General features: G+C 46.0%; 1 protein-coding gene and 2 pseudogenes. 2 read left to right on the forward strand and 1 reads right to left on the reverse strand.

All coding sequences use genetic code 11. From position 1 onward, the window contains the following. Positions 1–330, forward strand: a pseudogene (locus PX481_RS20000) (zinc ribbon domain-containing protein); the annotation flags it as partial. A 101-nt stretch (positions 331–431) separates the two neighbouring features. Continuing rightward, the gene (locus PX481_RS20005; protein ID WP_004159506.1) at positions 432–785 is read left to right on the forward strand and encodes a hypothetical protein; all 354 of its coding nucleotides are present in this window, start codon (positions 432–434) and stop codon (positions 783–785) included. Between the two features lie 54 nt (positions 786–839). Here the strand turns inward: PX481_RS20005 and PX481_RS29830 are convergent. Beyond that, positions 840–1,008, reverse strand: a pseudogene (locus tag PX481_RS29830) (ABC transporter permease); the annotation flags it as partial.

The following is a 1,008-nucleotide window of genomic DNA, read 5'->3' on the forward strand; positions in this document are numbered from 1 at the left end:
ATGTAAGCTGGGGAGAAATCCCTCGACAATTAGCCTATAAATGCCGTTGGTATGGGAGAAATTACATCGAAATAGATAGATGGTTTCCTAGCTCTAAAAGGTGTAGTAATTGCGGGTATATTGCCCTTGAAAATGCCGTTAAATGTTCGAGAATGGGACTGTCCAAGCTGTGGGACGCACCATGACCGAGATATTAACGCAAGTAAAAATATTTTGGCCGCAGGGCTTGCGGTGTCAGTCTGTAGAGCGACCATAAGACCAGAACAGAGTAAATCTGTTAAGGCAGGTGCGAAAAATCCTTCGGGAAAGAAGCAGAAACCCAAATCGTGAGGTTTGGGAATCGCCGTCCGTTTTACGGCGGCGAGGATGTCAAGTAAATTTTCCGCTACAATCGAGAGTACTAAGACTCAGGCAATTGTAAAGTAATATTAATGATAGATTTTAATACCCTCGCTGAATTTTCCCGCCACTATTGCGTCTCGATTTGTGCCTTTTTAGTACCCGCTAACTTAGTAACCACCGTTTTAACCGTTCTTTTTCTCTATTTCGGTCGTCCTACCCGTCAAGTCTTCCCCATTGCTTCCCTAGCTTTGTTGTTCGCCATCACCATGTTTCTCCACGTCGCCACCTGGTTAATGATTGGTGTGGTTATGGCCCCCACTTTTATCCTCTTTGGACTGGGTTTAACCTGTTTTGTGATCAATCTTCAAGCCATCAGCGATCGCCAAAGTTTGGAACAGTTATTACATACTGGGGTTAGTCGTCTGGCCCGCTCTTTCAACTAAGGAAAAGCGCCAAGACTTCCCACTTCCCACTTCCCACATAGTTGAACCAATAGGCTAATCTTGATGCGTCCAAGAGCGATGAGCCAGACGCAAACCCCAATCGAGCAGATAACCAATCGCGCCAATAACGAGAATCACCGCCATCAACTCCGAATAAGCGAGTCGATCGCGTGTATCGAGAATATAATAGCCCAAACCCGCACTAACCCCCAGCATTTCCGCC

The organism is Microcystis sp. M53603_WE2 (genome assembly GCF_030065435.1).

Bases quoted from the DNA above. Each gene is read 5' to 3' on its own strand.
- PX481_RS20005 (WP_004159506.1), top strand. From the start codon at position 432: ATGATAGATTTTAATACCCTCGCTGAATTTTCCCGCCACTATTGCGTC.